Origin of the sequence: Faecalibacterium sp. 7, from assembly GCF_049562865.1 — a bacterium.
Lineage (GTDB): Bacteria > Bacillota > Clostridia > Oscillospirales > Ruminococcaceae > Faecalibacterium > Faecalibacterium wellingii.
This window is the reverse complement of the sequence record NZ_CP186911.1, coordinates 1,489,199-1,515,864: the sequence shown is the minus strand read 5'-3', so window position 1 is coordinate 1,515,864 and position 26,666 is coordinate 1,489,199. Positions and strand designations below refer to the sequence as shown.

The window sequence follows — 26,666 nt, the reverse complement described above, 5'->3', positions numbered from 1 at the left end:
ATTTCACGCGAAATCTGCTATTCTTTAGCCGGGATGAGAAATCCCGGCTAAACTTTTACATAGATAGAGAGGTGTCTTTCATGGATGATATGCGGAATACTTCGGCTCCCTTATACGGAAAAGCTGAACCTGCCACTACCAAAACCACCATGTCGGTTCGTGAGATGCGGCAGCTTCTCGGCCTTGGCAAAACAGACAGCTATTGGCTGCTTCATAAGAATCTCTTTGAAGTCATTCTGATAAACGACAAAAGGCGTATCGTTATTTCCAGCTTTGAGAAATGGTATGCCAATCAGGTCAAATATCATAAGGTCAATGGTTCGCCACCGGGCGAGGAACTTTGCAAACGGTCCTATTCCGTTCCTGACGCCGCCGAGATATTGAAGGTGAAACCCGAAACGATCTATACACTCATCCGACAGGGCAAGTTGAAAACAGAAACGGCAGACTTCTGTATGAGAATTCCCAAAGAGGACTTTGAGCGGTGGTACCGATCACAAAGTCGCTACCGCACAGCAGCCGACCGTGAGCGTGACCGGGAGATTGAAGCGCAAACCATCTCCATCCCGGAAATGGCAAAACTACTCGGTATCCCACGCAAGAATGTTTATGGGATTCTTGATTGCAAAAAATACCGAGATTGTTTCGTCATTGAGCGCGTGGCCGACAGGCCGCGCATTACCAAAAAAAGTTTTAAGGCATGGCTTAAAAGCCAATCTACATACCAACTTCAAAAACCGAAAAAAGAAACGCATGAGGAGCCGCCGCTAAAACTGCAATGTCCCAAGAATGGGAAATACTACAGTTTTCAGGAAATTCAGGCTTTTTACGGAATCAGCCGCCCAACACTTGACTCGTGGGTTCTCAAAGAAGGAATTCCAACGATGAAGTTGGGAAGGGTAAAACGCATCCAAAAAGATGCTTTCGATGAAGTTCTGAAGTCCAAACGTAAAGTAGAGGAGGATGTATAATGGCTAGCATTGTCAAACGCAATAACCGATACTGCGTTGTCTATACCTACAAACACACTAATGGAACGCTAAAGCAGAAATGGGAAACCTTTACCGACCTTGCAGATGCCAAAAACCGTAAGAAAGAGGTCGAATACAAAGAATCCGTCGGTACCTTTGTGGCACCCCAGTGCCGAACTCTAAAAGACCTGCTTAAAGAATACGTCACCCTGTACGGAAGAACCAAATGGGCACTTTCAACCTATCAATCAAACACTGCACTGATTTCAAACTACATAGAACCGCTTATCGGCTCAATGAAGCTGCAAGATCTCACCACCCGCGTAATTGAGGGATATTATCAGCGGCTGCTTAAATACGAAGCCGTTGACCCTATGTGTGGAAAGCGTCAGCATCAATACGTTTCTCCCGGCACGGTTCGTTCGGTTCACAAAATTTTGAGAAGTGCCTTTGAGCAGGCTGTAAAGTGGGAACTTATGGAAAAGAATCCCTGTATTTATGCCACCTTGCCCAAATACACTGCAAAGAAGCGTGATATCTGGACTGCCGAGACCCTGTTCCATGCCTTAGAAGTCTGTGATGATCCACGGCTCCGGCTTTGCATCAACCTCTCCTTCTCTTGTTCCCTGCGCTTAGGGGAATTGCTCGGTCTGACATGGGATTGTGTGGATATCTCCCCCGAAAGCATTGAAGCCGGGCGAGCCTCCATTTACATAAATAAGGAATTGCAGCGTGTAGATATTGCTTCGCTGAACGCCTTGGAAAATAAAAATGTCATCACTCGTTTTCCCTCGCTGAGTTCCCGCTGCACCACGGTCCAGGTTCTGAAAAGCCCTAAAACAGACAGCAGTATCCGAACCATTTTTCTCCCCAAAACAGTTGCTGAAATGCTTGTCCACTATAAAGCCGAGCAGGACATGACAAAGGACGCACTGGGTGCAGAGTATGCAGACTATAATCTCGTGGTTGCCGGCCCGCTGGGAATGCCGACCGAACAATCCACCATTAACGGTGCATTGAAGCAGCTGATTGAGGAAAACGATCTCCCCAAAGTGGTTTTCCACAGCTTCCGACACTCAAGCATTACATACAAGCTCAAGCTGAACGGCGGCGATATCAAAGCCGTGCAGGGCGATTCCGGTCATGCACAGGCTTCGATGGTCACCGAGCAGTACGCACACATTCTGGATGATGATCGGCGTTTGAACGCACAACGATTCGACGATTTCTTCTATCAGCATCATGGTGCAGAGCCTGAAGCCCTCCCTCGCGCAGAGCAATCCACTCCCAAAGCCAGTCCAGTCGATACAGATGCGGCAGCAGCTCTTGCTAAACTGCTGGCTGACCCCTCTATGGCTACACTCATTAAAAATCTTGCAAAGAACCTATAAGCCTCTATACATAAACAGCGGCAGTTTTCCGTATATGGAAAACTGCCGCTATCTGTTTTAGGATGATCCCGTTTCTTTGTGTTTTTTCGCCTTAGCTTCCTCTATGTCCATCTTCAGCTGATGTGTAAGCTGTTTTACATAATCGAGTGAAACTTCATAGCCTTCTGCGATTTTTTCTGCCGGCATCCCATCAAGGATACGGGAGATCACAATGTTCTGAGTGGCTTGTTTTCTCGACTCTGCAATCATTTCCTCAATAGAGGGGCAATGTTTATTATGCATCCAATTCAAGTAATCCAAGCGTTCAGCTTCTATCCGCGATAGAAGCCTGACTGCATAGAAATTGTCATCTACCTCGAAGCGAACTTCCTCTCCGGGTTTGACTTCAAGTTTTTCCAGAACCGCATCTGGGAGTTTTACAGTTCCATCTTCACCGACTACAATATTAAATTTCTTTTCCATCGCACACTCCTAAAATCACGCAAAGTTCCTTGCATCCAGTGCCTTTACTCCCGTAAGAATACCATAAGCCCCTTCCTTTTACAAGACAATGCGCATTTCCATTCGCACTGTTACATAGACCAGAGTTTTCTCGCAGAAAGCTCTGGTCTTTTTCTATTGAAAACATTTGTCCATCACACCAGCTACGGCTGTATGGTCTGGTTCACGAATGCTAAACAAGCAAATATCCGTAGGGAAACGTACACTTCCCAGCTAATGAAAGGTGGGCATTTTACAATGAACCTTCCACTTTTCATTAGCTCTGCTAATTTTCTGCTAATGAAAAGCCTTTTACTCGTTTTATTTCGGGGTTTGTGTTCTTTACTCAGATTGACAGCGCAACAAAAAATCAATTGATAAAACGTTACTTGTTTTACCTACTTTTGCCTAGGATTTATGGCTTCAGCCCCTACTCCTAAGCGGAAGGCCGTGTGTTCGAATCACATCGGGGACGCCATTTCAAGAAAATGCGAAGGTCATTTCTCCATGGGAAAGACGATCTTCGCATTTTTCATTTTGAACCTATCGCCAAAATCAGCCAGCGAATGCCATTAGCAGAATTTTCGGTCCCTGCTAATAAAATCGGCTTTCCAGCTAATTGAGGCCAAAATCGCCGTTTTCTATGCTTTCTGCTAAAATCGGCGGACGCTCCCTATAAACCGGTGTCAATCTATCTGGACGGGATGCTGTTCAAGTACACCCAGCCCCGGCATCAGCCGGGCCATTTCTGTTTTCAGGACATTGCCACCCGGACATTGCCACCCGAAAGAAAATCCGGCAGAGAAAGTTTCTGAACTCTCTGCAAAAACGAAAGGGCTGCTGCACATCGCGGTGCAGCAGCCCCTTTCAGTTCATGAAAAATGGGGATATTCGGGACAGCGCTTCACAAGCGCAGACTTTAGTGCAGCTCAGGCCAGTAGTCCTTGTTGGCTACGATCAGGTCGTCCAGGATCTCCTTGGCTACCTTGGCGCTGGGCACGGTCTTGCTCAGGGTCAATGCCTGCCACATCTTCTGGTAGCTGTGCTCGCAGTAGGCCTCGACCACCAGCTTTTCCACGGCGACCTGCTGGTTCATCATGCCCAGCTGGAAGGTCGGGATCTCACCCTGACACAGGGGCTCCGGACCATCGTTGCCCACCAGACAGGGGACCTCCACCATGGCGTGGGGATCAAAGTTACTGATAGCACCCTTGTTCTCCACGATGCAGAGCATCCGCTCGTGGGTATTGTAGGCAATGGCGCGAGCCAGATCGACGATAAAGCTGGCGTGGTTGTCGATGTTGAACTCGTCACCCTTAAACTCGCCCGAAGCGGTAATGGCGCGTGCTGCACCGAAGACATTCTTTTCGCGGCCATCGATCACCTCGTTGGCGCGGGTGTAGTTGGGGTCGCTGTGCTCCACCACGTAGTCCGGGTACAGGTAGTACTTCAGGTAGGTGTTGGGCAGGCAGTCCGGAGTGACCGCCAGCAGATCGGCGGCCTTGCGGTGGGTCTCCTGCCAGCTGGCATCCATGTGCTGAGTCTCAATGGCCTTCTGGGTCAGATAGCCGTTTTTGCTCACGTAGTCGATCAGCTGCGGGGTGTAGTCGGTGCCATCTTTGTCCTTGACACTGGTCCACCAGCCAAAGTGATTCAGACCGTAGTAACGCACGTCCAGATCCTTCGGGGTCTTGCCCACGATGTAGCTCATGCGGCGCAATGTGCCCACCGGCATATCGCAGATGTTGATGATCTTGGAGTGAGGACGAAGCACACGGCAGGCTTCTGCGACGATGGACGCAGGGTTGGAGTAATTGAGCATCCAGCAGTTGGGGCTGTATTTCTCCATATAGTCGATCAGCTGCATGATGTCAGGGATGCTGCGCATACCATAGGCGATGCCGCCGGGGCCGCAGGTCTCCTGACCCACTACGCCGTGGCTCAGGGGGATCTTTTCGTCCTTTTCACGCATGGGATAGCCGCCGCTGCGGATGTGTGCCATGCAGAAATCCACGTCGGTGAAGGCCTCTTCGGGGTCGGTGGTATAGCTGAATGCCACATCCGGGGCGACCTTCTTCATAGCCAGTGCCACAGCATCGGCAATGGTCTTCTGACGCTCGGGGTTGTTATCGTACAGCTTCAGGCTGCGGATCGGGAAGCGATCCAGACTATGCATCAGCATCATAACGATGCCCGGCGTATAGGTGCTGCCGCCGCCGGCGATCACAATAGAAAACTTTTTCATGGAAAAATGCCCTCCTTCTTATGGATGTTTTCTATAATTCAATTCAAGAAACGCAATTGGTTAATCTTCGCCGCTCAGGCCAAGCTCTGCATCCACGGCCTTGCGCACGGCGTTGACCTTCAGGCCATACACTACCTGCACATTTTTGCCCTTGTGGATGACGGCAGAAGCGCCGGTCTGGTTCTTCAGCACATCATCCTGCACCTTGTCGGGGTCTGCCAGCTCGGTGCGCAGACGGGTGTAGCAGTTGGTCACCTTCAGGATGTTCTCCTTGCCGCCCAGTGCCTCCACGATGGTGGCAGCGTCCACGGCAGTGTCCTGTGCGGGCGCAGCAGCGGTGCCGTTCCCAGCAGTGGCAGCAGTCTTGGCCTTGTACTCAGCCTTGGTGTGGAGCTTCATCTCCATGCCGTCCGCCTCACGGCCCAGCGTGTGGAGGTTCAGCTTGACGATCAGCACGCGGAAGATCACATAGTACAGGAAGAAGTACAGAACGCCTACGCCAATGTAGATGGGCCAGCGGGTCTTGCCAATGCCCAGCGGCAGGTTGTACAGCAGGAAATCGATAAAGCCGTTGGGGCCGATGGCGCGGCAGCCCAGCAGGTTCAGCACCACAAAGCTGGAACCGGCCAGCACAGCGTGCACAACGAACAGGACGGGAGCCACGAACAGGAAGCTGAACTCGATGGGCTCGGTGACACCGGCGATAAAGGAGGTGACAGCAGCGGTGATCAGCACGGGCTTGATCTTTTCGCGGTTCTCAGAACGTGCAGTCTGGTACATGGCCAGGCAAGCACCGATCAGACCAAACATCTTGGAAATGCCGCGGGCATCCCAGATGACAGACTGGCTCAGCACAGCAACGGAGGGATCTGCGATCTCGGCGTAGTAGATGTTGCGGGCACCCTCCAGCACCTGACCGCCCACAGTGGCAGTGCCGCCCAGAGAGGTGTACAGGAACGGGGTGTAGACCAGATGGTGCAGACCGGTGGGGATCAGCAGACGCTCCAGCGTGCCGTAGACAAACAGGCCGAAGTTGCCTGCGCCGCGGATAAAGCCGCCCAGAGCGTTGATGCCAGCCTGTGCATACGGCCACACAAAGGTGAACAGCACAGCCAGAACCACCATGACCGGGATCAGAACGATGAACACAAAACGAGTGCCGCCGTAGATCTGGAAAGCGTTGTTGAACTCAGTCTCGCAGAAGCGGTTGTGCACCCATGCGACCACGATGCCCAGCAGCAGGCCGATGAACACGCCCATGTCCAGGACCTGAACGCCCAGAACCATGGCCTGACCGGTGCCGGAAAGGCTGCCCTCTACCAGCATACCGCGCATGTTCATGAATTTGTTCATGGCATTGAGGAACACCAGGAATGCCAGCAGAGAGATAAAGCCTGCCTCAGACTTTTTCTTGTTGGCCAGGCCCACGCTGAGGCCCACGCAGAAGATAACGCCCAGATTGCCCAGGATGGCGTTGAGCGAACCGGACAGCAGCGTGCCGAAGCCGATGGTGACCGGGTTGTTCAGAAACGGCAGCACTGCCTGCAGCCGGACATTGGTGAACAGGTTGCCCACAGCGATGAGAATACCGGCAATGGGCAGGATCAGAACGGGGATGAACATTGCTTTGGAGAACCGCTGCAATGCATCCATTACCTTATCCTTCATGGGTTGACTCCTTCTTTCGTTTCACATTTTTCAGATATCGTTCTTGCGCGGGATGCGTCCATCCACACATATCCGGCCGGATCTGTGCCATTACTATCGCACAAAAATTTACAGATGTAAACAAATTTTGAACAGAAGGAAACGCGTTACCAAAAGCGGTAACGCGTTTCTGGCGCTTCTGTGCAAAAAACGGAGTCTTTTTTGCACATTCTGCACAAATACTCGTTATTTCATGTCTTTTCCAAGGCACAGACGGCGGTATTCGTAGGCAATCAGCTCGATCAGCATCATGGTCTGCGGAAAAAAGGTGCTGGGCATGGTGTTCTGGTCATCCAGCTTCCACGGGTTCTCTATCCGAAACCACAGGTCTGCAAACTGTCCGATGCTGTTTTTCTGCTCGCCGGTAATGGCTACGGTGCACACGCCGTTTTCCTGTGCAGTCTTGATCTTGTCGCGCACCATCGAGGTCTCGCCGGATTTGGAGATGCAGAAAAACATCCCCATCCGCTCCAGCGTATTCTCAAAGATGCCCACAGAGTCGCCGCCCGTGGCGCTGACGCACAAAATGCCCATGTTGACCAGCTTCTGGGTCAGGTAGGTGCACACCGTACCGGAAAAGCCGGTGCCGTAGACAAAGATGATCTTGTCTTTCTGCTCCAGGATCTTTTCCGCACAGGCTTTAAGCTGCGTATAGGTATTGTAGTTCAGCAGCGACTCCACGCCAAAGCTGTTGAGAAAGTTTTCTTCCTCCTTCATCGTCTGGTGCGGCGTCTCGGTAAAGGAGCGCAGCTTGTAGCACATATCCACAAAACCGCTGTAATCCATCTTGCGCGCCAGCCGCATGATGGTGGAGGTGGAGGTATAGTTTGCCCGCGCCACCCCGCGCACGCCCTCGGTCTGCACCGTGTCCAGATGATCCAGAATGTACTCCAGCACGGTCTGCTCTGTATCGGTCAGGTTCTTCCCCTGCGTGATCTTTTCAATGTTCACAAAAGCATCCTCCTGTACGTGATCGTTCTGTATCATCCGTTTGCCGTTCCGGTCTATGCTTGTATCGTACCGCTTACTCGCACGGACGTCAAGAACAGATTTCACAGCGGCAGGACATCCTGCAAAGGGGGCTGCTGCACAAAATAATGTACAGCGGCCCTTATTTTTATAAAATACCGCTGCAAATGAATTGAAATCCTACTTAATAAATGGTATATTGATAACATAACAAACTGCAACAAATCCGCGTGGCACTTTTGTGACGATGCAGTGCCGTGCGCAGAAAGAAATAGGAAAGGCCGTGCAGGGATTATGACGATTCAGGAGTGTTATAAAGAAATGGGCGCAGACTATGAAGAGGTATTTCATCGGCTGCCCCGTGAGAGTATGGTCCGTAAATTTGCGCTGATGTTTTTGAACGACGACAGCTATCCAAAGCTGGAGCAGTCGCTGAAGGAAGGAAATGCACAGGAAGCATTCCGTGCAGCACACACGCTCAAGGGTGTATGCCAGAACCTTGGCTTTACCAATCTCTATCAGCCCGCCTATGAGCTGACCGAGGTGCTGCGTGCGGGTACACTGGAAGGCTCCGGGGAATGGTTTGCCCGTGTAACGGAACAGTACAAGATCACGACGGATGCCATCCGTGGAGTGCAGTAACGCAGGCTGTCCCCACAGTTTTCCGCCCGCCATGTGCGCCGATGCAAAGAAATCGGACATGCGTGGTTTTTATGTATAAATACGTGAAAATTCATTGAAAATCCTTCATGGCAGTAGTAAAATATTTTTATGTCTCTGTCATTCTCTGCCCTTTCGCGGTAGAGGGAGAGCGCAAAACAGAAAGCGTGCAAAAATTGCGGCATCCTTTCCGTGGGCGGGTTTTACAGCGCACACTCTTGCGGGCAGTGATGTACGACAAGTAGGCCAAAGCAGCTTTGCCGGAAAACGCCAGTTGCTCTAAAGTTGTGAGGAGAACGATTTAGTGAGCAAAAGAACATTGCACCGCCTTATTTTCCTGCTTGCGGCATTGGTGATGGCGGTTTCCCTGCTGACCGGCTGCGGCACAAAAACCGCAGAACAGGTACAGCAGCAGGAGGACGCCCAGACCATTCAGGTGTATCTGTGGACGAATACCCTGTACGAGACCTATGCCCCCTATGTCCAGTCCCAGCTGCCGGACGTGAACATTGAGTTCATCGTCGGCAACAACGATCTGGATTTTTACAAGTTTTTGCAGCAGAACGGCGGTCTGCCGGATATCATCACCTGCTGCCGGTTCTCGCTGCACGATGCGGCTCCCCTGAAGGACAGCCTGATGAACCTTGCCATGACCAATGAGGCTGGCGCTGTGTACAACACCTACCTCAACAGCTTTAAAAACGAGGACGGCAGCGTGAACTGGCTACCGGTCTGCGCGGATGCTCACGGCTTTGTGGTCAACCGCAGCCTTTTTGAGCAGTACGATATTCCCCTGCCCACCGATTACGCAAGCTTTGTGGCGGCATGTCAGGCATTTGAAAAGGTAGGCATCCGCGGCTTTACCTCCGATTATACCTACGACTACACCTGCATGGAAACGCTGCAGGGGCTTTCCGCTGCCGAGCTTACCACGACGGAGGGACGCAGGTGGCGCACCGCTTACAGCGACCCCGCCAGCACCGCGCGGGTGGGTCTGGACGATGCCGTGTGGCCGGGGGCTTTTGAGCGGATGGCGCAGTTCATTCAGGATACCCACCTTACGGCAGACGATCTTGCGTTGAATTACGACGATGTGACCGGGATGTTCCGGAACGGAGAGGTTGCCATGTACTTTGGCAGCTCTGCCGGTGTGAAGATGTTTCAGGATGAGGGCATCGACACCACCTTTTTTCCCTTCTTCAGCCAGAACGGCGAACAGTGGATCATGACCACCCCCTATTTTCAGGTCGCCCTGAACCGGGATCTGGAGCAGGACACCGCGCGCCGCGAAAAAGCCATGAAGGTGCTGAACGTCATGCTCTCCGAACCGGCGCAGAACCGCATTATCTCCGATGGACAGGACCTGCTGAGTTACAGCCAGAACGTTCCCCTGCACCTGACCGATTATATGAAGGACGCCCGCAGCGCGGTGGACGAAAACCACATGTATATCCGCATTGCCTCCAATGATTTCTTTGCCGTTTCCAAGGATGTGGTCTCCAAAATGATCGCAGGCAAGCTTACCGCTGAGCAGGCATATCAGGCCTTCAATGCCCAGCTCATTGCCGATGAGGAGTCTGCCGACAACGAGACCGTGCTGACCTCCGGGAAGGGCTATTCCAACGTGTTCCACGCAAACGGCGGCAACGCCGCCTTCTCCGTGATGGCGAACACGCTGCGCGGCGTGTATGGCACCGATGTGCTGCTTGCCACTGCAAACAGCTTTACTGGCAGTGTGCTGCAGGCAGATTATAACCAGAAGATGGCGGCTTCCATGATCATGCCGAACGGCTTGATGTCCCGCCAGTGCACCATGACCGGCGCAGAGCTGAAAGAGACCGTCCGCGCCTTTGTGGAAGGCTGCGAGGGCGGGTTTGTGCCCTTCAACCGCGGTTCTCTGCCGGTGGTCAGCGGCATTGCCGTGGAGGTAAAAGAGGCAAGCGGCAGCTATACCCTGACCGGCATCACCCGGAACGGGCAGCCGCTGGGGGATAACGACACCGTTACCGTGACCTGTCTGGCAACGGAAAAGCAGCTGGACACGCTGCTTGCGAGCGAAAGCGGTACGTCTGCGGGCGAAGATGCGTGGGTAAAAGACACATGGTGCGATTATGTCTCCGGCGGCGGCGCAGCGCTTGCAGAGCCTGAAAACTACATGACACTGAGGTGAGCGGAATGGCAGACGAAAAGCACGAAATCAAACGCAGCTGCCATTCCCGGCACAAGTGGCTGCCTGCCGCCGCTGCCATCCTTCTTTTGGTCTTTCTGGCAGCCGTTTTCAGCGTCCGGTACATCTCGTTTGTGTCGCAGACCATCTATCAGGAAAGCACCTCGCATCTGGAAGAGGTGCTGCATAAATCCAACAATATGCTGAAAGAGATGGTGCGCAAAAACCTGACCTATCTGCATCTGTACAACGGCTTTCTGAAAAACACCTCGGATGAGGACGAGATTCAGGCCTATATCGAGGATGCACAGCAGGCAATCGGATTTGTCGATTTTTACTTTCTTACCTATGACGGCAACTACATGACCGTGACCGGGGAAACTGGCTATCTTGGCCTGCAGACCAATCTGGACGAAAAGCTCTCCGATGGCGAGGATATCGTCGTGAATACGGCGCTGCCCGGCAAAGCCCCGATGCTTGCGTTCATCTGCCCCGAAACGCAGGGCAGCTACCGGGGCTTTGCCTACGACGCCGTTGCCATCACCTATTATAATGATGCTGTGCTGCGGTTGCTGGACAGCTCTGCTTTTCAGGGCAATGCCAGCAACTATGTCATCTACCCGGATGGGCGGGTGGTCATCGACAATTCCGTAAACCGCAAGGAAATCATTTACAACTTCATTGCGATGCTGCGCGACCATTCCGATTTTTCCGAGGAACAGATTCTTGCCCTTTCGGATGATTTTGCGCAGGGCCGCAGCGGAAACCTGAAGGTCAAACTGGGTGACACCAGTTATTATCTGGTCTACGAGGGCACAGCGGTCCAGAACTGGACGATGGTGGGGCTTGTGCCGGTCAGCATCGTCAATGCCAATCTGGACATGTTGTGGTTCCGCACGGCGCAGATCGTGGCGGGCATCGCCGCAGGTCTTGCGCTGCTGATCATTCTGCTCATTGTGCGCAGAAACCACACGACCCTGCGCCGGAAAAACACGGAGATCCTGTACCGGGACGAGCTGTTCCAAAAGCTTTCGCTGAACGTGGACGACGTTTTCCTGATGCTGGACGCAAAGACCTCCAAGGTGGATTATGTCAGCCCCAACATCGAGCGCCTGCTGGGCCTCCCGTGGAAAGAAGTGCGGCAGGATGTCCATGTTCTGGCGAACCTGCACCCGAAAGACGACCCGGACTGTGACAAGAACTTTCTGGAGGGGCTTCACCGCGGGCAGCAGCGCGAGTGGGATGCGGCGTATCTGCATCAGGAGACAAAAGAACTGCGCTGGTTCCACATCGTCGCCATGGGCAGCGAGGTGGCGGACAGAACCAAGTATATCCTTGTCTTGTCCGACCGCACCGCCGACAGGCAGGTGAATCAGGCGCTTTCGGATGCCGTTGCAGCGGCCGAAACTGCCAACCGCGCCAAGAGCACCTTCCTTTCCAATATGTCCCACGACATCCGCACCCCCATGAACGCCATCATCGGCTTTACCACGCTGGCGCTCAGCAATCTCGACGACAAGGAGCGGGTGAAGGACTATCTTGCAAAGACCCTTGCATCCAGCAATCATCTGCTCTCCCTCATCAACGATGTGCTGGATATGAGCCGCATTGAAAGCGGAAAGATCCATCTGGAAGAGGTGGAAATCAACCTTTCGGATGTGCTGCACGACCTGAAAACCATCGTCAGCGGGCAGATCTACGCAAAGCAGCTGGAGCTTTATATGGACGCCATGGATGTGACCGATGAGGACGTCTACTGTGATAAGACCCGGCTGAATCAGGTGCTGCTGAATCTGCTGTCCAACGCCATCAAGTTTACCCCGGCGGGCGGCACGGTCTCGGTGCGGGTGCGGCAGCTTGCCGGTAAGGTACGCGGCTGCGGGCAGTACGAGTTCCGCGTCAAGGACAACGGCATCGGCATGAGCCCGGAATTTGCCCAAAAGATCTTTGAGCCCTTTGAGCGGGAGCGTACCTCCACGGTCAGCCGGATTCAGGGCACCGGCCTTGGCATGGCCATCACCAAAAACATCGTGGATATGATGGGCGGCACCATCGAGGTGCAGACAGCGCAGGGCAAGGGCACCGAGTTTATCATTCGTGTGCCCATGCGTGCACAGGCAGAGCACCGTCCGGTGGAAAAGATCACCGAACTGGAAGGCCTGAAGGCACTGGTGGTGGACGACGATTTCAACACCTGCGACAGCGTGACAAAGATGCTGGTCAAGGTGGGCATGCGTGCAGAGTGGACCCTTTCCGGCAAGGAAGCGGTGCTGCGGGCACGGCAGTCCATCGAGATGAGCGATGTCTACCACGCCTATATCATCGACTGGCGTCTGCCGGATATGAACGGCATCGAGGTCACCCGCCAGATCCGCAGCCTGCACGATGATACGCCCATCATTATCCTGACCGCCTACGACTGGTCCGATATTGAGGTGGAGGCAAAGGCTGCCGGTGTGACCGCCTTCTGCTCCAAGCCCATGTTCATGTCCGACCTGCGCGAGACCCTGATGAACGCCATCGGGCAGACGCAGACGGACGCGGCGCAGGAGCTTCTGCCGGAAAAGAATGTCGGCTTCAAGGGCAGGCACATCCTGCTGGTGGAGGACAACGAGCTGAACCGCGAGATCGCGCAGGAGATCCTGTGCGAGTATGGCTTCCGGGTCGATACGGCGGAAAACGGTGCCGTTGCGGTGGAAAAGGTCCGCACTGCCGCACCGGGCAGCTATGATCTGGTGCTGATGGATGTACAGATGCCGGTGATGGACGGCTATACCGCCACCCGGCAGATCCGCGCACTGGACGACCCCGCACTGGCAAAAATCCCGATCCTTGCCATGACCGCCAACGCATTCGACGAAGACCGCCGCAATGCCTTGGAAAGCGGCATGAATGGCTTTTTGTCCAAGCCCATCGTGATCGGCGACCTTGTGCAGGAGCTGCGCAAAATTTTGTAACAAGCCGCCTGTCCGGCATAAAAAATAAAGCACCCACAGCAATTTGCTCACCAGAGGTTCAAAACCTCTGTGACGCTTGCTGTGGGTGCTTTTGCTTTTGGGCGCTGTTTATTTCAGTACATCTGCAAGGACCTGCAGCAGGTGCGGAATATCCAGCGGCTTTGCAATATGGCCGTTCATACCGGCCTTCAGCGCGTTCTGACGGTCTTCCTCAAAGGCATTTGCCGTCATTGCAAAGATGGGGATGCCAGCCTTTGCGGCATCCGGCAGGGCACGGATCTGCCGCGTTGCCTCGTAGCCGTCCATGTTGGGCATCTGGATATCCATGAGGATCAGAGCATACTGTCCGTCTGCCGCCTGCTCCATCTTCCGGACGGCGATCTCGCCATCCTCGGCCGATTCCACCTCAAAGCCCGCTTCCTTCAGGATCTCCACTGCGATCTCACGGTTCAGCTCGTTGTCCTCCACCAGCAGGATCTTTTTCCCCTTGAAGGGCTCCGCATTCAGCTGCACCGGCCTGCAGGCAGGCTCTGCACCGAACGGCTCTGCCAGCACCCTGCGCAGCTCCGAGAGGAACAGCGGCTTTTCGCAGAAGGCGGTGACACCGGCAGCACGGGCTTCCTCTTCAATATCGGCCCAGTCGTAGGCCGTCAGGATGATGATGGGGCAGCTTTTTCCGATCACCTTGCGGATCTGCCGCACGATCTCGATGCCGTTCATATCGGGGATCAGCCAGTCGATGATGTAAACACTGAATTCATCCCCCTGCTCCATGGCGTACCGGGTGCGGATCACCGCTTCCCTGCCGGAGATCGTCCACTCCGGCCGCATCCCGATCTTGGAGAGCATGGTGCTGACGCTCAGACAGGTGTCGGTATCGTCGTCCGCCACCAGTGCCCGCAGCCCTTCCAGCTGCGGGAGCTGTCTGAGCTCCACCTTTTGTCCGCTGAGCGCAAAGCAGAGATTCACGATGAACTCGCTGCCCTTGCCCGGCTCGCTCTCAATGGCGATGGTGCCGCCCATCAGGTCCACAATGTTCTTGGTGATGGACATGCCGAGGCCGGTGCCCTGAATGCCGCTGACGGTGGAGTTTTCCTCACGGGTGAACTCCTCAAAGATGTGCTTCTGGAACTCCTCGCTCATGCCGATGCCGGTGTCCTTGATGCGGAACTCATAGCAGGCCCGGCCCGCAGGCGCACCGTTTTTCTCGGCAATGCGAATGCTGATCATGCCGCCCGTGGGGGTAAACTTGATGGCATTGGACAAAATGTTCAGCAGGATCTGGTTCAGCCGCAGCGGGTCGGTGATGATATCCTCGTTCTCCACATCCATGGTATCAATAAAAAGCGACAGCCGCTTTGCCGAAATATTGGGCTGGATGATGGAGCGCACATCGTGGATGAGGTCCGGCAGATGCACCGCTTTTTCCTCGATCTTTACCTTTCCGCTCTCGATGCGGCTCATATCCAGCACATCATTGATGAGGGAAAGCAGATGCTGGCTGGAGGTGGAGATCTTTTTCAGGTAGTCCAGCACCTGTTCCCTATTGTCGATATGGGTCGCAGCCAGCGAGGTGAAGCCGATGATGGCGTTCATGGGGGTGCGGATATCGTGGCTCATATTGAACAGGAACTCCCGCTTGGCGCGGTTTGCCGCCCCCTCGTGCTGAAGCGCGATTTCCAGCTTGCGGTTCTGCTCTTCCAGCTGGGTCTGATACTTCCTCTCCTGCTCTTTTTTCTGCTGTTCCATCTCCTGCACGGAGCGGCGGCGCAGCAGCTGAAGGACCATTACAAGCAGGATGTAGCCGACCAGCGCCGTCAGGACCAGCGAAAGCGACTCCCGGAAGATCATTTTTTCGTCCGTATACGCATAGAGATCGAAGGATCTGCCATGGCAGAACATCCCGAAATAGCAGCCGGAGCCGTTCCAGTCCTGGGTATGGGTCAGCTTCTCTGCGGCACCGGCTTTGCGGATTCCCTGCACCAGCGGGCTGTCCGCAGTATCCTGCCCCATCAGCTCCGGGCGGTTTGCGGCAATGACCTGATTGTTCTGCACGATGAACAGCGTGCCGCTGGTTTCTGCCGGGTAGCCATCCAGTACGCTCTGGATGGACAGCGCCGTTTCCTCCACAAATTCTGCCGGGGTATACCGGTAGGCAAGCAGGAGCAGCTCTGTGCTTTCTGCCCGGTGTGCCGCCACATCCACAGCAGAGCCATCTTCCAGCAGGACGCGCTTCACATAGGTCTTTCGCGGGTAAGATAAAACGTCCAGAATGGCGTCATTTTTCAGCTGGCCGCCAAACCGGGCATAGCCGATGCCGTTGGTCGTGTACTCGCACCGGAGCGTGCCGTCCGGCCCCAGAACCGAAATGCCGGTAAGCCAGAGCTTTTCTGCCTGCCTGTTCAGGCACTGCGGGTCGGAGAGGTCGAGGGCAGGGTCCTCTGCCAGCTGATGGACCGCGACCGCCGTGCGGCGCAGTGCCTTTGCCGTGATGGTATCATTGTACTTTTCAAAGCTGGTAGACTGGGATTTGACAAACTCAAGGGTCTGGCAAAAGCGTTCCTCCGCTGTGCGCATTGCCCGCCAGCCGGAAAGAAATGTGACACCGATCATCAGGAACACGCCGACGATCAGATAGCCCGCCCATCTCCTTTTATCCGGGGTGGTTCTGTTTTTACGCGCCAATGGTGTCCACCTCCAGATACTGCGCAGCATTTTCAAGGTATTGGCCAATGATCCGCTCCAGCGTGCCATCCGCGCGCATCTGCGCAAGGGTATCGGTCAGCTGGCTGTCCAGCCCGCGGGTGTCGTTCCTGGCAAAGGCGATGCCCAGCCCGGTGACCAGCAGCGGTTCCTCCAAAATGCGGAAGTCTACGGCATTGTCCTTCATATATTGCAGGATGCCTGTCTCGTGGGCGGCAATGCCGTCCACATAGCCGCAGGCCAGCATTGCGTACTGCACACTGCGGTTTTCGATGCTGAGCACCTCCACCGTCTGCGGGATGCGCGGGTCGGAGCCGCTGAGAAAGATCTCCTCCGGCTTGCCGGTGCTCTGCACGGCGATGGTCTTGCCGGCAAGGTCGCTGAGGGTCCGGATGCCGCTGTTGGCATCCACCGCAGCCACCTGACGGCTCACCATGTAAGGCCCCGCCCAGCGGTATACCTCTTCGCGTCCATCCATGGAAAAGCAGCCCCAGATACAGTCGATGGCACCGCTTTCCACAAGATTTGTTTTCTGCTCCCAGTCGATCGTTTCAAACCGGGCAGCATACCCCATGCGGCGGAACGCCTCGGTGGCGATCTCCACATCGATCCCGGTGGGAACACCGTCATTGTTCAGATAGATATAAGGCGGGTAGGTGTCGCTTCCCACAACGATTTGTGCAAGACCGCGGTCTTTTGCTTCCTTTCCTCCGCAGGAAGTCAGACTGCCTACGGCAGCAGCTGCCGCCAGCAGCGTGCATCCGTTCAGGAATGCACGGCGTGAGATTCTGTGTTTCATTCGGGCTTTTTATACTCCTGTTTTGATCGCATCCACAGCTCAGTTTGGATGCTCCTGTAGCTCTTCTTTCAGGTCGGTCTGGACATCCGTCAGGCATTGCAGCAGCAGCGGATTGAACGCCCCGCACTCGCCGTTCAGGATCATCTGCACGGCTTTTTCGTGGGGGTAGGCTTTTTTGTAGCAGCGGTCGCTGGTCAGTGCATCGTACACATCGGCCAGCGAGACCAGCTGTGCGCTGATGGGGATCTCATCGCCCTTCAGCCCATCCGGGTAGCCGCGGCCATCCCAGCGTTCGTGGTGCCAGCGGGCGATCTCGTAGGCGGTCTGCAGCAGCGGCTGCTCGCCAAAATTATCCAAATCATGCAGCATTTCGGCGCCCCGCATACTGTGGGTCTTGACCAGCTCAAATTCCTCCGGGGTCAGCCTGCCGGGTTTGTTGAGCACCTTTTCGTCAATGGTGATCTTGCCGATGTCGTGCAGGGCAGAGGCCAGTGGGATATGATCCTGCTGCTCCGCCGTGAGCGGATATCTGCTGCTGACCTCCAGCAGACGGTGGAGCAGCAGTTCGGTGATGGTGCGGATGTGCCGCACATGGGGCCCGCTTTCGCCGTTGCGGAACTCCACGATGTGGCTCAGCACGCCCACCAGAATATCCGTATCGTTTTCGCGGGCGCGGATCTGATCCGACACCATCTGTACCAGCCGCCGCTGCTTGGCGTACAGCTTGATGATGTTGGTCACCCGGCGGTATACGATGCGTGCATCAAAGGGACGGTTGACATAGTCGCTCGCACCCAGCTCATAGGACCGCCGGATCGCGTCTTCGGAGTCCTCGCTGGAGATCATGATGACCGGGATATCCTCGATGGTGTGGTTGGCATTCATGGCCCTCAGCACCTCAAAACCGTCCATGAACGGCATATTGATATCCAGCAGCACCAGTGCAATGTCTCCGGCTTCCTCCTGCAGTTTTTCCATGCATTCCTGTCCGTCCTTCGCTTCCAGAATGCGGTACTCCTGCCCCAGGATCTCCGACAGCATCACGCGGTTCATTTCGGAGTCGTCCACCAGCAGGATCTGTGATTTTTCCTGCAAAAGTCTTTCCAGCGCAGCCAGATCCTGCCCCGGGACCTCCACCGTGACGGTATTCTTGCGGCGCTTTGCCTGATACATCAGCCGGTCTGCACGGCGGACCACATTTTCCATCGGGTCGGTGATGGACTGCATGGTTCCGCCGATGCTCAGCGAGATGCGGAAATGCGAGTAGCCGGGTACGGATGCCATCTGCACGGCGGTGCAGATCTGTTCCAGCTTGGTGCGCAGAAAATCCCCCGGAATGCCGGGCAGCACCAGCAGGAACTCGTCCCCGCCGCAGCGGATGAGCAGGTCCGACTTCCGGATGCGGGATTGAATGGCGTTTGCCGCCGTTTTCAGCGCCATATCTCCGGCATGATGCCCATAGGTATCGTTGCAGATCTTGAAATCGTCCACATCCAGCAGTGCGACACCCGCCGGGCCGATGATCTTGCGGACGACCTCTTCGTAATAGCGGCGGTTGTAGGCTCCTGTCAGCGGGTCCCGATAAAGCTCTTCTTTGAGCTTCTGCTCCCGTGCAGCATGCTGCTCGGCGGTTTCGTCCACCGTTGCTCTCTGATTTTCGGTCAATTGTTTCAGCTTCTGATTTGCTGCGGCAAGGGCTGCTTCCTGTTTGTGGAGCTTTTCGATCAGCCGCCGCTCGCGCTTTTTGTAATAGCCCTCGATCTCGGAAAGTGTATTCACGTTCTAACCTTCTCCTACATCATTTACATCGTTTGTGTGCTTTCTCTGCGGAAACGCGCTTGTCCGCTATTTATTTTCGGGGGGGGGTAACACGAAAGCGTTTTACTGTCTGTTCCAGCGCAGCGATATCCACGGGCTTGGAGAGGTGCTCGTCCATACCGGCTTCCCTGCTCTTCTGCATATCCTCAAGGAAGGCGTTGGCGGTCATGGCAAGGATGGGGATGATCCTGCCCAGCGGATTCTCGCCGCTGCGGATGCGGCGGGTGGCTTCCAAGCCGTCCATCACCGGCATCTGCACATCCATCAGGATCATGTCGTAATCGCCGGGCTTTACGCTGGCAAAGGCATCCACGATCTCCTGACCGTTGGAACAGATGGTGCAGCTTGCACCCTTGGCTTCCAGCAGCATTTCCAGAATTTCGGCGTTGATGGCGTTATCCTCGGCGCAGAGGAACTTCATGCCACACAGGGGCGAAGTATCTTCCGCTTCCTCCGGCAGGGCCTGCACCTGCTGCGCATGGTCTGCCTCGGCGTCAATGGGAAATTCCAGCACCACCTCAAAGCGGGTGCCCTTGCCGGTGGCGCTCTCCACGCCGATGGAACCGCCCATCAGGTCCACAATGCTCTTTGTGATGGCCATGCCAAGGCCGGTGCCCTGCACCTTGTTGGTGCCGGAGCGCTCCTCCCGGGTAAAGGGGTCAAAAAGAGTCTTCTGGTAGGCCTCGCTCATGCCAATGCCGTCATCCTGCACCACAAAGCGGTATCGGGCGTAGTGCTCGTTCCGGGGCAGCTCGTCCACCTCAAACCGGATATGTCCGCCGGTGGGTGTGTACTTGACTGCGTTGGAGAGAATATTCATCAGCACCCGATTCAGACGGTTGGGGTCTGCCAGCACATTTTCGTGCTGCAGATGGGTGTTTACCGTAAAGGTCTGGCGGCGCTGGCCTGCCTGCTGGCGGATGATGCTGTCCAGCTGGCTGATCTGCTGGGGCAGATTCATTTTTTCCTCATTCAGGGTGGTCTTGCCGCTCTCGATGCGGCTCATATCCAGAATATCGTTGATGATGCCCAGCAGCAGCTGGCCGGAGCTTTCCAGCTTGCCCAGATGTTCGGCCAGCTTTTCCGGCTGGTGCAGCTCGTTTTTCATCAGGGTGGTAATGCCGATGATGGCGTTCATGGGGGTGCGGATATCGTGGCTCATGTTGGCAAGGAAGTCCGTCTTGGCCTTGCTGGCGCGCTCGGCGGACTGCAGCGCTTCCGCGGCAATGTCCTGTGCCTGTCGCAGCTCATCGTTTACCTGCGTCAGATGGATGTTGTATTGCTCCAGACGGAGGTTTGCTTCTTTTTCTGCCTGCAGCTCCTGCTGCTGCTTTTGCCGCAGGAGAGACCAGCCGACAAAAACTGTTATGACCGAGAACACCATCGCAATGACGATGATGATGACCATGACGATGGTGACCAGCTTTTGGGTATTCACGGCCACATATTCCGCCGGGACAAGGAATGCCAGCGTCCACCGGGCGTTTTCCATCTGCTTCAGGGCGTAGAAATACTCGGTCCCGTCCAGCACGGCGTTGGAATAACAGGAACCTGTGCGGTCAAGCCGCTCCTTTGCCTCCGCAAAGGAAGAGCCGTGCAGATAGGACATCCGGGAGAGCACGGTGTATACGTTGTGTCCCTTCAGCAGTTCGGTATCGTTGGCGTTGAACAGCTTGAAACCGTCGTTATCCAGCACATAGACGCTGTTGTTATTTTCGTAGGCATCACAGCGGAAATAATCGTTCAGCTGGGTCATGCTCTGTGAAATGCCAAAGTAGCGCAGGGTGATCTCTTTTTCTCCGCTTTGCAGTGTGATGGGGGTGGAGAGCTGTTTCAGAAACACCATCCGGGAGTCGTCCACGGTCAGCGAGTTAGAAACGTAGCTGATCCGCTGCGGTGCGCTTTCCAAATACTTCATTCCTCGCAGCAGCCCCATGCGGCCATTCTCAGTATAGTAATGTCCGGCAGAGTCCACGGCAATCAGTTCGATCTGCCTTTCATGGTAATTGGAAAGCTCCGACAGCTTTTTCAGATAGCGATAGAACTCGGTATCGGTCTTTAACGGAGTGCAGTACAAATAATTGCATTGTACATTCACCTCGCTCCAATGGGTGTCGATCACATCCTCCAGACTGCGGAACATCTGGTGGGTGACCTCTTCCATCTGGTTCAGCCGCTCATGGTAGACAAGGTTCTGGATGTAGGTCCGGCTCACGATAAAAAGGGTCAGGATGACCGCAACGATGACAACGCCGATGCCCCAAAGCAGCTTTTTATATAGTTTGTTGTTCACATCCAGTATCTCCTGTCTGTTCTATTCAGCTCCATGCGGTATCTGCCCGGCTGATGGTGGTGTATGCACCAAAGAAGGCTTTTGCGGCGTCCATGCCCACCACGCCGCTGTCTGTGACCGTGGTCTCCGCAGCCAGCTGGTCGCTCACACCGCAGATGGCAACCTGATAGGTCTTGCCGGCCTCCGGCTGCACCGGGCTTACCAGCACATAGGGATAGCCCTTGCCGTTGCCGTAGGCATCGTAGCCCGTGGTCAGCAGGTCGCTGATCTGCTGCCCGGTCAGGGCAACGGTCTGGATGGTGCGGTTCCAGCCGGTGGGCAGGATCACCGAAAGATCGTAATCCGTAATGCCCTTGGCGTACAGCTTGGCAGCGACGCCGTGGTGGTTCTGTTCGGACGGGTTGCCGGGGATCCATGTGCTCAGCGACACCAGCGCAAGGTCGCTGCCGGTGGCCTGTGCAAAGCAGCGCCCCACCAGCATGGCGCAGTCCTCCTGCGAAAGCTCCTCCGTAACGGTAGTGATGGTATCCGGGGTGTTGTTCACCACACTATCCTGATCCTCGTCCAGCTGACGGATCACATCCTCCATGGTGGCGTTGCCCTTCATGAAGTCCAGCATTTTAAGGCCGGTGGTCACAATGGTGTTTTCCCAGCCGGAATAGATAAAGGGCGCGGTGTTGCCTGCGTTCAGGGCATCGGCGATGTCGGCATAGTAGGTGCCGTCCGCTTTTGCGTCCTTGAAGGGCAGCAGGCTGCTTTTCAGCGCCGTTGCGGGCTGCAGAGCGCTGGTGCCTGCAACGGTGGAAAGCACACGCATCACCTTGAGCGCATCTTCCAGCTTCTGGGGGTCCTGCTCCAGCTTTTTATTCAAACCGTAGAAGCGGTTCACATTCAGCACAAAAACGTTCTGGGTGCCGTCCTCCGAGAGAAACGGCATCAGCCCGTATTTATCGGTGTTGCCCTCTGCCTCCACGATACCGTTGGTACCGCCCATCAGAAACAGGGTGTTGCCCTCGGTCATCCTCTGCCGGGTCACATTGTCGTCAAGAGCGTCGCCGGAGCCGTTCAGCATCCCGATGTCCTTCCACTTCTGGACATAGGCCATCGCCTGCATCATGCCGGGGGTATTGCTGACATTCGCCTTACCGGACAGATAATCCCGCTGCCACAGCCTGCCGTCCAGTGTGCCGAGGAAATCGGCGTCTGCAATGTTGCACAGGTACTGGAAACCGTAGCCCGGATACTGGATCTGCGGCAGACAGAGATCGACCCCGGCTTCCTTGGCCTTTGCAGCCAGTGCTTCCAGCTCAGCGAAAGAATTGGGCAGCTCCCAGCCGTATTTCTTCAGCAGGGTCTTGTTGTAGGTGATGCCGTAGCAGTTGTAGGCCGAGGGCAGCAGGTAGATGGCACCGTTGTCGAACACGTCCTGCAAGCGGGACTCCACATAGTTATCCGTAAAATCGTAGCCGGAAAGGTCCAGCAGTTTGTCGGAGACCAGATCGATCCGGGGGTCATAGTAGGTCAAGGTACAGACGTCCGGCAGGTCGCCCGCCGCAAACATATTCTGCAAACAGGTGGTGGTGTTATCGCCGCTGTAGGGCACGACCTCAATGTTCACTTCCGGGTAAACGCTGTGCACCTGCTCAATAAAGGCTTCCACCTCCATATAGGGTGCCATAAAGGTGATGGCTTCGTGCGCATCGTCTTTTTTCGTCGTTTCGGTCTTACCGCCGCCGCAGGCGGTCAGCGCTGCCGTTGCCGCCGTAATGCCGCAAACCTGCAAAAACGAGCGGCGGGAGATCTTTTTCATCATACGAATATTTTCCTCACATTTTCGGAGGCAGTACCACGCAAGTGCAGTAGCGCAGTGCTGCTTTAGCGATTCTTACACATCCCACAGGAACTCCGACGCTTGCGAGCAGACCGCACTGAGTTTTGCGTCGATTACCCCATAAAAGCAGTGTTATTATTTTAACACTGCAACAAAAGCGTTTCAAGCCGTTTGGGAATTTTTCGCACTTGAAAGGGTAAATTCCGGGCTTTTTATCGTTATTTTCCTTCCGGTGCGGCAAAAAAGCGCAAAAAAGCTGAGCACCTGTTCTTGCACAGATGCTCAGCTTTGCACGACTCTTCTGTTATTTACCGCTGCGTTTTCAGCATTCTACCCGATGGAAACGGCTGCTTACATGGCGATCCAGCCAAGGGCATTTGCCACCGAGCTGACCAGAATGATGGCCGCAAAGATGGGGCACAGATAGCGGATCATAAAGTTGAAGATCTTTTTGCGGCGGAAGGGCTTGCCGTCCAGCGTCACCTCTTCTTCGATCTTCTGCACGCCGATGACGCGGGACACCAGCAGGCAGGTGGCAATGGCTGCAATGGGCATCATGACAGAGTTGGTGAGGAAATCGAAGAAATCCAGAAACTGCATCCCGAACACCGTCACGCCCGCCAGCGGGCCGTAGCCCAGCGCAGACAGGCTGCCCAGCGCCACCATGATCAGGCCGATCAGTGCCGTTGCACGCTCGCGGCTCCAGCCCAGCTCGTCCTCAAAGGTGGAGACAGCGCTCTCGGTCAGGGCAATGGAGCTGGTGACGGCTGCAAACAGCACCAGCAAAAAGAACAGGACGCCCACCACGTGGCCAAAGCCCATGCTCTCGAACACCTTGGGGATGGTAATGAACATCAGCGCCGGACCGGCCTGCAGAGTATCCGGGTCGCCGCCGGAGAAGGAGAACACCGCCGGAATGATCATCAGGCCCGCCATGATGGCAATGGCCGTGTCGAACAGTTCCACGTTCTCGGTGGATTCCTCAATGGAGACATCCTTTTTCATATAGGAGCCAAAAGTGACCAGAATGCCCATGGCGATGGACAGCGAATAGAACATCTGGCCCATGGCCGTGACCACCGTCATCCAGGAGAAATTTGCCACGTTCGGCACCAGAAAATATCTGACGCCGGCCAGTGCGCCCGGGCGCGTGACCGAGTAGCCCGCAATGACCACCGAAAGCACCACCAGCACCGGCATCATCACCTTGGAAACACGCTCCACGCCGTTGCGCACACCGGCAAAGATGATGGCCAGCGTAAAGGCCGTAAAGATCAGAAAGCACACCTCTGCCGACAGTCCGCTGGAAATGAAATTGGAAAAATAGCCGTCCTGCGAAAGCTCACTGCCATGGCCGCTGATATACTCCGACAGATAGCGGATGACCCAGCCGCCGATGACCGAATAGTACGGCACGATCAGAATGGGGATGACCGCATTGATCCAGCCGCCGAACCGCAGGCCGCCCTTTTTGCCAAAGGCGCCAAAGGCACCCACCGGGCTTTTGTGGGTCATGCGGCCCAGTGCCGTTTCGGCCACGATCATCGTGTAGCCAAAGGTGACGGCCAGCACGATGTACACCAGCAGAAAAATGCCGCCGCCGTATTTTGCGGCGAGATACGGAAACCGCCAGATGTTGCCAAGGCCCACCGAAGCGCCTGCGGCCGACAGCACAAAGCCGATCTTGCCGGAAAAAGCGCTGCGCTTTTGTTTTTGTGTATCCATGTTGCAGATCCTCTTTTCCTATATTCCTATACACAAGTGGCCTTAGTGTACCATATCTGTCGGCCAAATACAATGGTCCCGCCTGTTTGCGTGCAAAAAACAAACAGCGCCCCGCAAGGGAGCGCTGCCTGTCTTTATAAGAGGTATACGCGTTGAGCTCAGAAGATGCTGTAACCCAGCAGCTGCGGCAGGGCGGTGGTAAGCGGGCCCCACAGGCTGATGGAGATCAGAACGATCACATTGCAGATCACGTAGGGCGCTGCGCCCTTGAAGATCTCGATGATGGGCATGCGGTTGATCTTGTTGCAGGCGTTCAGGCACATGCCGACCGGCGGGGTGACCAGACCAATGGCCAGACCGGTGATCATCATGGCACCGAACTGCAGCGGCGAGAATCCGTACTGCACCATGACCGGCAGCAGGATGGGGGTGAGCAGCAGGATGGCCGGACTGACGTCGATGAAGGTGCCGATCATCAGGATCAGCACATCAAAGATCAGCGCAATGGCCCATGCGGGCATGTTCAGGGACATGAAGAAGGCACCCACCGTCTGCGGCACCTTCTGCATGGTCAGCACCCATGTGAAGATGGTGGTGAAGCCGATGATGAGCATGATGGAGGAGGAAGAGATCAGGGTCTTTTTCAGGGCCTCCCAGACGCCCTTCCATGTCAGCTCCCTGTAGACGAAGAAGCCCACCAGCATGGAATACAGCACGGCCACACCGGCACTTTCGGATGCAGTGCACACGCCGAAGGAAACGCAGATGATGATGAACAGCGGCATGATGAGGGCGGGAATGCCGGAAAGCAGGCTCTTTGCGGCGCGCTTGCCGTCAAACTTGACCTTTTCCGGGTGCCAGCCCTTCTTGGCACTGATGATGTACACCAGCACCAGCTGGGTCAGTCCGATCAGGATGCCGGGCACGGCACCTGCCACGAACAGCGCACCCACCGATGCGCCGGAGATGATGGAGTAAACGATCATGGGCGTAGAGGGCGGGATGATCATGCCCATGGTGGAGGATGCCACCGTGATGCCCGCAGAAGCTTCCGGCGGATAGCCTTCCTTCTCCATGGCGGGGATCAGGATGGAACCCAGCGCCGATGTGTCGGCCACGGAGGAACCGGAAATGCCGCCGAAGATCATGGAAGCCACGATGTTCACTTCGCCCAGACCGCCGCGGACGGGGCGCAGCAGCTCCATGCAGAAGTTGATGATGCGCTGGGTGATGCCGCCGGTGTTCATCAGCTCACCAGCCAGCATGAACAGCGGCATGGCGATCATCAGCTCACTGTAGGCACCGTTCCACACGCGCTGCGGCAGCATGGTGATAAAGGTAGGTGCATAGATCAGGATGTAGGTCACGCAGGAAGCGCCGATGGCGAAGGCCAGCGGGATGCCCAGCGCGGCAAAGAAGATCAGCAGCACCAGAAGGATGAGCATTGCCATAGTTGTGTATTCTCCCCTTTCCGCTTATGCGTCGTCACGGCTCAGCGCCTGATTCTTGGGTGCAAAGTAGGAAATGTCGGCCTTGTACAGGGTGATGATCTTGATCACGACGCAGATGGCACAGATGATGCCGCACACCGGCATGATGCCGTACATATACATCATGGGGATCTCCATGCCCTGACTGATCTGCTTACCGGCAACACCCACATACTTGAAGCCCTGATAGGTGAACACCAGCACCACGGCCAGCACAATGAGGTAGTTGATGATGGCAAGCCAGCGCTTGCGGGCAGGCTTTACGCCGTCGTAAAGGATGTCGATCATGACGTGCTCGTCCTTGATCACGTTGATGCCCATGCCCCAGAAGGTGGTAAAAGCAAACAGGGTGGTGTTGAACTCTGCCAGCTGCTTCCAGCTCAGGGAGAAGCAGTAGCGCGCAATAACGGTAAAGATCACAAGAGCTGCCAGCAGTGCCATGGCGATCACGCCGATGGTA

Annotated in this window: 17 protein-coding genes; 5 read left to right on the top strand and 12 right to left on the bottom strand. The window is 55.3% G+C overall.

Annotation, left to right across the window (positions count from 1 at the left end):
* Positions 1-80: 80 nt before the first annotated feature.
* Together ACKXF7_RS07365 and ACKXF7_RS07360 are read left to right on the top strand one after the other, a co-directional pair.
* Complete coding sequence (locus ACKXF7_RS07365) at positions 81-971, top strand: helix-turn-helix domain-containing protein (protein ID WP_005928318.1); 891 nt, start codon at positions 81-83, stop codon at positions 969-971.
* Entirely contained in the window at positions 971-2,362 is a 1,392-nt protein-coding gene (locus ACKXF7_RS07360) for a tyrosine-type recombinase/integrase (protein ID WP_113992753.1), read from the top strand. The genes ACKXF7_RS07365 and ACKXF7_RS07360 overlap by 1 nt, the downstream gene beginning before the upstream one ends.
* A gap of 57 nt (positions 2,363-2,419) precedes the next feature.
* On the opposite strand, the gene ACKXF7_RS07355 is transcribed toward ACKXF7_RS07360, so the two are convergent.
* The 4 genes from ACKXF7_RS07355 to ACKXF7_RS07340 all read right to left on the bottom strand — a co-directional run bounded on the left by ACKXF7_RS07355 (position 2,420) and on the right by ACKXF7_RS07340 (position 7,745).
* Positions 2,420-2,824 (bottom strand): AbrB/MazE/SpoVT family DNA-binding domain-containing protein, encoded by a 405-nt coding sequence (locus ACKXF7_RS07355; protein ID WP_015536742.1) that lies wholly within the window; start codon positions 2,822-2,824, stop codon positions 2,420-2,422.
* Positions 2,825-3,761: 937 nt separating this feature from the next.
* Positions 3,762-5,087, bottom strand: a complete 1,326-nt coding sequence (locus tag ACKXF7_RS07350; RefSeq protein WP_348585041.1) for a 6-phospho-alpha-glucosidase — start codon at positions 5,085-5,087, stop codon at positions 3,762-3,764.
* 60 nt (positions 5,088-5,147) lie between these two features.
* Entirely contained in the window at positions 5,148-6,755 is a 1,608-nt protein-coding gene (locus ACKXF7_RS07345; protein WP_348585040.1) for a PTS transporter subunit EIIC, read from the bottom strand.
* Between the two features lie 225 nt (positions 6,756-6,980).
* Positions 6,981-7,745: a MurR/RpiR family transcriptional regulator gene (locus ACKXF7_RS07340; RefSeq protein WP_348585039.1), complete on the bottom strand. Its 765-nt coding sequence runs from the start codon at positions 7,743-7,745 to the stop codon at positions 6,981-6,983.
* A 339-nt stretch (positions 7,746-8,084) separates the two neighbouring features.
* On the opposite strand from ACKXF7_RS07340, the gene ACKXF7_RS07335 reads away from it, so the two are divergent.
* The 3 genes from ACKXF7_RS07335 (at position 8,085) to ACKXF7_RS07325 (ending at position 13,547) form a co-directional block, all read left to right on the top strand.
* Positions 8,085-8,405, top strand: coding sequence for an Hpt domain-containing protein (locus ACKXF7_RS07335; RefSeq protein ID WP_249237214.1), 321 nt, complete (start codon positions 8,085-8,087; stop codon positions 8,403-8,405).
* Between the two features lie 322 nt (positions 8,406-8,727).
* The gene (locus ACKXF7_RS07330; RefSeq protein WP_423742576.1) at positions 8,728-10,593 is read left to right on the top strand and encodes an extracellular solute-binding protein; all 1,866 of its coding nucleotides are present in this window, start codon (positions 8,728-8,730) and stop codon (positions 10,591-10,593) included.
* Between the two features lie 5 nt (positions 10,594-10,598).
* Positions 10,599-13,547, top strand: coding sequence for a response regulator (locus ACKXF7_RS07325; RefSeq protein WP_423742575.1), 2,949 nt, complete (start codon positions 10,599-10,601; stop codon positions 13,545-13,547).
* A 108-nt stretch (positions 13,548-13,655) separates the two neighbouring features.
* Here ACKXF7_RS07325 and ACKXF7_RS07320 read toward each other — a convergent pair whose 3' ends face one another.
* From ACKXF7_RS07320 to ACKXF7_RS07285, 8 genes are all read right to left on the bottom strand, one after another.
* On the bottom strand, positions 13,656-16,232 hold the full coding sequence (locus ACKXF7_RS07320; protein ID WP_423742574.1) for a response regulator: 2,577 nt from the start codon (positions 16,230-16,232) through the stop codon (positions 13,656-13,658).
* A complete protein-coding gene (locus ACKXF7_RS07315) occupies positions 16,222-17,049 on the bottom strand; it encodes a substrate-binding periplasmic protein (RefSeq protein ID WP_423742573.1) in 828 nt (275 codons plus the stop codon). Before ACKXF7_RS07315 ends, ACKXF7_RS07320 begins: the two co-directional genes overlap by 11 nt.
* Before the next feature lie 39 nt (positions 17,050-17,088).
* Positions 17,089-18,828: a diguanylate cyclase gene (locus ACKXF7_RS07310; protein ID WP_423742572.1), complete on the bottom strand. Its 1,740-nt coding sequence runs from the start codon at positions 18,826-18,828 to the stop codon at positions 17,089-17,091.
* 70 nt (positions 18,829-18,898) lie between these two features.
* A complete protein-coding gene (locus ACKXF7_RS07305) occupies positions 18,899-21,160 on the bottom strand; it encodes a hybrid sensor histidine kinase/response regulator (RefSeq protein ID WP_423742571.1) in 2,262 nt (753 codons plus the stop codon).
* A 25-nt stretch (positions 21,161-21,185) separates the two neighbouring features.
* Positions 21,186-22,973: an extracellular solute-binding protein gene (locus ACKXF7_RS07300; RefSeq protein WP_423742570.1), complete on the bottom strand. Its 1,788-nt coding sequence runs from the start codon at positions 22,971-22,973 to the stop codon at positions 21,186-21,188.
* Between the two features lie 369 nt (positions 22,974-23,342).
* The gene (locus ACKXF7_RS07295; RefSeq protein ID WP_339395729.1) at positions 23,343-24,716 is read right to left on the bottom strand and encodes a sodium-dependent transporter; all 1,374 of its coding nucleotides are present in this window, start codon (positions 24,714-24,716) and stop codon (positions 23,343-23,345) included.
* 158 nt (positions 24,717-24,874) lie between these two features.
* Positions 24,875-26,167 (bottom strand): TRAP transporter large permease, encoded by a 1,293-nt coding sequence (locus ACKXF7_RS07290; RefSeq protein WP_423742569.1) that lies wholly within the window; start codon positions 26,165-26,167, stop codon positions 24,875-24,877.
* 24 nt (positions 26,168-26,191) lie between these two features.
* A complete protein-coding gene (locus tag ACKXF7_RS07285) occupies positions 26,192-26,647 on the bottom strand; it encodes a TRAP transporter small permease (protein ID WP_097780928.1) in 456 nt (151 codons plus the stop codon).
* Between the last annotated feature and the right edge of the window lie 19 nt (positions 26,648-26,666).